General features: G+C 70.6%; 5 protein-coding genes and 1 pseudogene. 3 read left to right on the top strand and 3 right to left on the bottom strand.

Annotated features, from left to right (window positions below; translation table 11 throughout):
* From FJV41_RS47095 to recR, 3 genes and pseudogenes are all read left to right on the top strand, one after another.
* Positions 1-789, top strand: a pseudogene (locus FJV41_RS47095) (DNA polymerase III subunit gamma/tau); the annotation flags it as partial.
* 92 nt (positions 790-881) lie between these two features.
* The gene (locus FJV41_RS47100) at positions 882-1,199 is read left to right on the top strand and encodes a YbaB/EbfC family nucleoid-associated protein (protein WP_141649168.1); all 318 of its coding nucleotides are present in this window, start codon (positions 882-884) and stop codon (positions 1,197-1,199) included.
* Between the two features lie 6 nt (positions 1,200-1,205).
* Positions 1,206-1,799, top strand: coding sequence for a recombination mediator RecR (gene recR / locus FJV41_RS47105; RefSeq protein ID WP_141649169.1), 594 nt, complete (start codon positions 1,206-1,208; stop codon positions 1,797-1,799).
* A 36-nt stretch (positions 1,800-1,835) separates the two neighbouring features.
* Here the strand turns inward: recR and FJV41_RS47110 are convergent, their stop codons facing one another.
* The 3 genes from FJV41_RS47110 to FJV41_RS47120 form a co-directional block, all read right to left on the bottom strand.
* On the bottom strand, positions 1,836-3,713 hold the full coding sequence (locus FJV41_RS47110; RefSeq protein WP_141649170.1) for a protein kinase domain-containing protein: 1,878 nt from the start codon (positions 3,711-3,713) through the stop codon (positions 1,836-1,838).
* Positions 3,714-3,715: 2 nt separating this feature from the next.
* A complete protein-coding gene (locus FJV41_RS47115; protein ID WP_141649171.1) occupies positions 3,716-5,695 on the bottom strand; it encodes a FecR family protein in 1,980 nt (659 codons plus the stop codon).
* 84 nt (positions 5,696-5,779) lie between these two features.
* The coding region (locus tag FJV41_RS47120; protein WP_141649172.1) for an MSCRAMM family protein at positions 5,780-7,095 on the bottom strand (1,316 nt) is incomplete at its 5' end.

The following is a 7,095-nucleotide window of genomic DNA, read 5'->3' on the forward strand; positions in this document are numbered from 1 at the left end:
ACCGCCCCCTCCGCGCCCGTGGGCTCGCCCGGACCTCACGCCGGAGCCACCCCGCTCTCTCGCACCACCGAGCCCGCGCCCAGTGTCCGCGTCATCAACGTCCGCAAGCCGGAAGCCCCACCGGGCCCGCCCGAGTCCGTGGCCGTCGACGACGAGGACTCGCGCTTCTACCCGGAGGAAGCCTCCCCGGGCGGCTGTGCCTCCGGCGAGTGCATCCCCGAACCCGAGCTTCCCGCCGCCGAGCCGGAGCCGGAGCCGCCTCCCGTGCTCGCCACCTCGCCCGCACCCGCGGGGGCACGAGGCCGCGACAACCCGAACCTCCCGCTGATTGAGCGCTGGCGCGCCGCGGTGGAGAGCGTCAAGGCCTCCTCCCTCCGGCACGGCACCGCGCTCGCCAACGGCCGACTCATGTCGATGAAGGCCGGGGAAATCATCCTCGGCTTCCTACCCTCCGCCGGCCTGCACCGGATGACGGTGTCCGCCGCGGCGGGGAAGACCATCATCGACAAGCTCCTCGCCGAGCACTTCGGCCGAGCGGTGAAGCTGTCCTTCCAGGACGTGTCCGCAGACGACACGCGGGCCTCGCTCAGCATCGCCGAGCGTGACGCACAGAGCCGGGCCACCCACGAGAAGAACACCGAGAGCAAGGTGCGCAACCACGCCTCGGTCCGCGCAGTGCTCCTACGACTGGGTGGAGAAATCGAGCACATCCAGATCTACGAGCCCGAGCGCCCCGCCGCCGCCTCGCCCGCCGACGCTCCAATCGAAGCCCCCGACGACAGCGCCTGACTTTGTCCCCGCGCAACGGTAGGGTGCGCGCCACACTCCACGCCCGAGCGGACCCATGAAGGGTGCCGCTCCCCCGAGTACCGAGGAAGCACATGCCTGGCGTCGACCTGAACTACTTCATCCGGCAGGCGAACAAGCTGACGGAGAAGATTGAAGAGCGGAAGCAGCAGCTGGCCGAGGAGACCGTCGAGGCCACGGCTGGCGATGGCCGCGTCACCGTCGTGGCCAACGGCATCCAGGAGATCCGCAGCATCAAGATCAACAAGGAGGTCATCGACCCGAACGACACGTCGATGCTCGAGGACCTCATCATCGCCGCCGTGAATGGCGCCCTGGCGAGCAGCCGTCAGCACATGCAGCGCGAGCTGGCCAAAATCTCCGGCGGCATCAAGATCCCCGGCGTTACCTGATACCGGATGACGCCCGATCCGCTGAACCGCCTCGTCGCCCAGCTCGCGAAGCTGCCGGGCATTGGCGAGAAGACAGCCCAGCGCCTCGCGTTCCACATCCTGCGTGCTCCCGGTGAGTACGCCGCGGACCTGTCGCAGGCCATCCGAGAGGTGAAGGAGAAGGTGCACCTGTGCGTGCGCTGCTTCTCCCTCACCGACACGGAGACCTGTGGCTTCTGCCGCGACCACCGCCGTGACGACCGCGTGCTGTGCGTCGTGGAGACCTTCGCCGACCTGATGGCGCTGGAGCGCACCCGGGAGTTCAAGGGTCGCTACCACGTCCTGCACGGCGTGTTGTCTCCGCTCGAAGGCGTGGGCCCCGAGCAGCTTCGCATCAAGGAACTGCTGGAGCGCCTCAACGACAGCCGGGTGGAGGAGCTCATCCTCGCCACCAACCCGGACGTCGAGGGCGAAGCCACCGCGCTGTACCTGACGCGACTGCTCAAGCCCATGGGCCTGCGTGTCACCCGCATCGCCCAGGGCCTGCCCATGGGCGGTGATTTGGAGTTCGCCGACCAGGCCACGCTGGCGAAGGCACTGTCCGCCCGCCGCGACCTCTGAGCCACCCCGCGGCGCCAAACACCGGCGCCGCGCTTCCTACCGGGTCAGCCGCCAGGCGAACGGCACCAGTACGTTGACCTCCTCGTCGCGATGCGCCGGGAAGCGCAGCCGCTGCGCCTGGGACTGGAGGCAGCGGCCCACCGCCGTCTCGGCCAGCGGTCCGCGCACGCCCGCGCGCACGGCACCCGACGAGACGATGGAGAACTCCACCTGCACCTGCCCTTCGCTCGTCGGCAGGTCCGCGCGGTTCTTCTCGAAGCACGCGGTGATGCGCGAGCGCCCCTTCTCCACCACGCGGGTGATGTCCCCCACGCCCAGCGTCATGCGCTTCTTGGCCGGTGGCGCCTTCAGCGGCTTCTCGGCCACCTCGTCGTCGCCCTTGCCCGGCAGCGCCGCCTGGGCTCCCACGGCCGCCTGCGCGTCGCCTTCGGGGGTGGGCGGGACAGCCTCGGGCCCCTGCACGGTCGTCCGCACGGGCGCGGCCACCACCTCTGGCGGAGTGGGCACCGGGACTGGCTCAGGCTTCTGGACCTTCATGCTCACGTCATTCGCGGGAGCCGTGGGGGCGTGAGCCGCCACCTCGCCACCCGACGACGCGGGCGCGACGAGCTGCCGGTATCCCACGAGCCCCACGCTCGCGAGCAGCAAGCCTCCCGCGAGGCCAACGACGAGCGGACGCCAGCCTCGGGAACGCGGGGCCTCGACGGGTGGAACGGAGGTCTCGGTGGCCGGCGTCTTCGTCGCGGCGGGCACCAGCCCCGATGACGACGCTGGGGAACGGGCCCCCCAGGCGCGCGCGGTGGCGACATCGGTGCTTCCGCCCACGGAGACCGGAGCGCCCACCACGTTCGTCCCCGTCTCCATCAACCCGGTGGCCTGCGTCACGACCCCCAGGGCCGCGGAGAGCGAGGCCAGCGTGGGGATGCGGGTGCGCTCCGTGAAGCGCTCCTCACCGAAATGGGAGCGGAGGAACGCGCTGAGCTGCGGCGTGCCGGCGGCGCTCAGGTGCTCGCCGAGGAAGGCCTCCAGGTCCTCGGCGAACGCCTCCGCCGTGGGGTGACGGTCTTCCGGAAACGGAGACATCGCCTTCAGGACGATGGCCTCCAGTTCGACGGGCAGGTCGGGCCGCAGCTCGCGCGGGCGCTTGAACTCGTTGTGCAAGAGCGCGTTGAGCACCGCGAGGTCGTTCTCTCGCGAGAAGGGCCGCACGTGCGTGAGCGCCTCGAACAGGCTGACGCCGAGCGCGAAGATGTCCGCGCGACGGTCCACCTCCCCGCCCTTCGCCTGCTCCGGCGCCATGTACATGTACTTGCCCTTCACGACGCCGGTGCGCGTGTTGGCGAGCCGCGACTCGGCCTTGGCGATGCCGAAGTCCAGCACCTTCACCTGCCCCTGATACGTCAGGTACAGGTTCGACGGAGAGACGTCGCGGTGGACCACGTTCTGCGGCTGCCCCATGTCATTCGTGAACTCGTGCGCGTAGTGCAGCCCTCGCGCCGAATCGATGAGCACCCGCAGCACAATCGGGAACGGCAGGTACTGCCGCCGACGCCCGGCCAGCCGCAGCGTCGTGGAGAAGTCCTCGCCCGCGAGGTACTCCATGCAGATGTAGTAGCAGCCCTCGGTGAAGCCCAACTCCTGAATCTGGACGATGTTGGGGTGCGTGAGCTTCGCGGCCAGCCGCGCCTCGTCCCGGAACATCTCCACGAAGTCAGGGATGCTCGACAGGTGCGGCAGCATCCGCTTGATGACGACGTTGCGCTCGAAGCCGTCAGCGCCCAGCAGTTTGGCGAGGAAGATCTCCGCCATGCCGCCCTCGGCCAGCTTCCGAACCAGCACGTAGGGCCCATACGGGCGCAGCAGCGGCGGCGGCGCGTCCTCGGAGCCAGGATGTGTCGTCTGGGTGGGTGACATCCTCAAGGCCCTCGCTGTCTCAGGGTGCGGACCGTATGAACATCCGGAGCACCGGGACGGGTCATCTTAAACACCAGCAACGGGGGCGCGCCCACTGGCTCCACCCAGGTATCGAAGCGGTGCTTGCCATCCAGGGAGACGGGACGTCCATTGATGGACAGGCGCGCATTCACGGGCGCCACGCCCGTGGTCCTCACCCTCGACGCGGCCCGCTGGCCGTTGCGCGGCTGCGACACCAGGAGCATCGGTACTGAGTTGTCGTACACCAGCTCGAGCTTGTTCATCCGTCCCCCCTTCAGTTGCTCGCCCGTCGCGGACAGCGGCGTGACGGACCAGAGGTAGCTGCCCTCTCCCAGCGCGCCCGCGTCCAGCGCCGCGCGCGCCTCCGTCACCGTGCGCTCGGCCACTGGCTTCTCCAGCGCGCCCACCCGATACACCGCCACCTTGTACCGCGCCGCCGACGCCTCCTCCGCATAGGTGAACGTCACCGACGGCGGCTTGTCTTGATAGAAGATGGTCGTTTTCTCCAGCCCCTCCGGCACCACGTTGCGCACGCGGTCCAGGTCTCCGCCGAGCCGCTCCGGGGCGAACGTCGCGCTGCCCTTCGCGAGCTCTTTGCCGTCCTTGCCGCGCACCCGCCAGTACAGCAGGCCGCGCGCGGGAGCCGGGACGTTGACGAAGGACTGATACACCGTGCCGGACAGCAGGGGCCGCGTGAAGGCCTCGTCCGAGGCCACCTCCACCGTCACCTCCCCCTCCTTCTCCCAGCCAATGGCCACCTCGGGCATCCCCTGGTGGTAGACCTCCGTGCCGTCTCCCTCGCCGAGCAGCAGCGGCGCGGGTCCGAGCGCCTCGATGCGCGCCTCGCCCGTCTCGCTTGTCACCGTCGCTCGCTCTCCAGCACGCAGCGGCTGGCGCACGTCTCCTCGCACAAGCGTCACCCGCCCTGTGTGCGCATCGACCAGATAGCCCGTCGAGGTGCGCCGCACCGCCAGTCGCGACGCGCCGTCACCCTCCAGTGTGAGCCCGGGCAGCACCACGCGACTCTCGCGTCCCTGCGCGAGCTGGACGCCGAGCCCACCCTGGCGCAGGTCCATCCGGGCCTCGTCCCGCGTGCCCCCCTGCCCCGCGCCCTCCAGCACCATCTCCGCCGAGGGCCCCAGCGACAGCTGCGAGGACGAGCCCTGCAGCATCAGCTCCGCCGTGCCACTGCCGCGCGTGCGCACGCCATCTCCCGGCGCCAGCACGTCGCCCTCCGTGCGCACCGGACGCCAGCGCTTCGCGCCCTTGCCGCGCATCTCCGCGCGCCCCGAACCCAGTCGCACCGTCACCGGAATGGGTGAGAGTTCCACGAGCCGCGAGCCGCGCAGCAGCAGCTCCGCTCGCCCCGCCGATACCTCCACCGAGTCACCCTCCGACGCGCGCAATTGCTGGCCATCCTTGGACACGAACTCGATGGCGCCCAGCTTCACTTCCACGCGGCCGGAGTCCTTCGTCACCTGCACGCTCACCTCGCTGGGCTCGGAGCCCACGCGCGTGAGGCCGAAGGGCGTCAACAGTGTCAGCGACACCTTCTTGCCACTCGAGGGAGCGCCGGCCGGGCGCGCGGGAACTCGCGACAACACGATGCCGCGCTCCACGGTCAGCACCACGCTCCCGGCCTCTTCGCCCACGCCGACGCGTGCGTCAGAGCCCACCTCCACCGAGCGCCCGTCCGCGAAGCGCATCGTCGCCGCGCCCGTCGCGCCCGTCTCCAGCGCGTCACCCGAGTACAGCGGGCCTTCCCGCGCGGGGACCTTCTTGCCACCGCGCTCCACCAGCACCTCGCCAGACAGGCCCTCCAGGCGAGCCAGCTCCACGGAGGGTCCCGCGTCGGGCGAGGCGGGAACCTCCGCGACGGGGCTGGACGGAGTGGTCGCCTCTTCGTCGCAGGCCGTCGCGACGAGCAGGAGGACCAGGAGCCAGGGACGCGCGTTACTCACCGTTGAGGCCTCGGGATGAAATCGACATAGAAGAGGGCTGCTCGCCTTCCCTCAGCGAGGCAGCGAGCCTGGGAAGCGTGTCACTCACCGCCGCTGCCTCGGGAAGAGGTCGACGTTGAAGATGGCCTGCTCGCCATCCTTCAAGGTGACGAGCTTGGATTGCGACAGGTAGCCGCGCGCGGAGATGGTGATGCGGTAGGTGCCACCGCGAACCTTGAAGGTGAACGCACCCTTCGCATCCGTGCGCGCCTTCACCTTCGCCTGCGGGATGAGCAGCGTGGCAGCGATGGGCTTTCCGCCCCGAGCACTGCGCACCTGGCCCGTGAGCGTCGCGGGCTCACCCTTGCGCTCCGAGGCGAGCGGCACGGACAGCACCGTCTCCTGCCCCGCGATGATGATGGCCGCTTCTTCCGCCACCCGATAGCCCGGCGACTTCGCCACCACTGCCACGGGCCCTGGCGGCAGCGACTTCACCCACGCCTCGCCCCTCATGTCCGTGCGCACCTCCACGGCCCCCACCGTCAGCCGCACCCCCGGCAACGGCACCCCGTTGCCCGCGCTCACCACCGTCACCTTCAAGCCCCCCGTGGGAGGCGGCAGCTTGCGCGCGCGCACCGACAGCGCCACGCGCCCACCGTCCTCCACCGTGACTCGACCCTCCGCGGGCTCGTAGCCATCCACGCTCACTCGAGCCACGACGTCACCTGGCGGCAGCTCCACGTTCTCCAGCGAGCCCTGTGCATCCGCCTCGCGCGGCGCGCTCTCCACGCCTCCGGACACCAGCACCACCCGCGCTCCCGCCAGCGGCGCGCCCGACTCCGCGTCCAGCACCTGGAGCGACAGGCCCCCCGCCGGCACCCGCTCGGGAGGCAGCGGCTCCGACGCCCGGGACTCGGGAGCGTCATTCCAGGTCAGCTCCAGCGCCGCGCCCACCCGACGCATGCGCTGCTCGGACCGCGTCCCATCCGCGAGCGTCACCGTGTCCTGCACGTGCTGGAAGTCCACGAGCAGCGTGCCGGACCAGCGCTGCGTGCCCGTCAGCGGGAACAGGAGCGCGCCACCCGCGGCGAAGCCCTTCGCCTCCGCCTTCGCCCCGGCCGAGTCACGAACCGCCAACGACACCGGCACCTCACCCCTCGCCTCCACCTCCAACCGGGTGAACAGCGGCAGCCGCAGGCTCCCGCTCACCAGCGCCGCGTGCCGCACCCCGCGCGACAGCACCGGCTCCGCGGACGCACCGAAGTGCGGCAGCTGCGCGTACCCATAGCCCGCGCCCACCTCCGCCCGCACCGGCCCCAACCAGGTGCGCACCTTGGGACCCACCGACGCCCGCAAAAGGCTGCCCCCGGTGATCCGCAAGGAGCCCTCCTTCAGGTCGAAGCCCTCGCGCTGCACCGCCG

Source organism: Myxococcus llanfairpwllgwyngyllgogerychwyrndrobwllllantysiliogogogochensis (genome assembly GCF_006636215.1).
Taxonomy (GTDB): Bacteria; Myxococcota; Myxococcia; order Myxococcales; family Myxococcaceae; genus Myxococcus; species Myxococcus llanfairpwllgwyngyllgogerychwyrndrobwllllantysiliogogogochensis.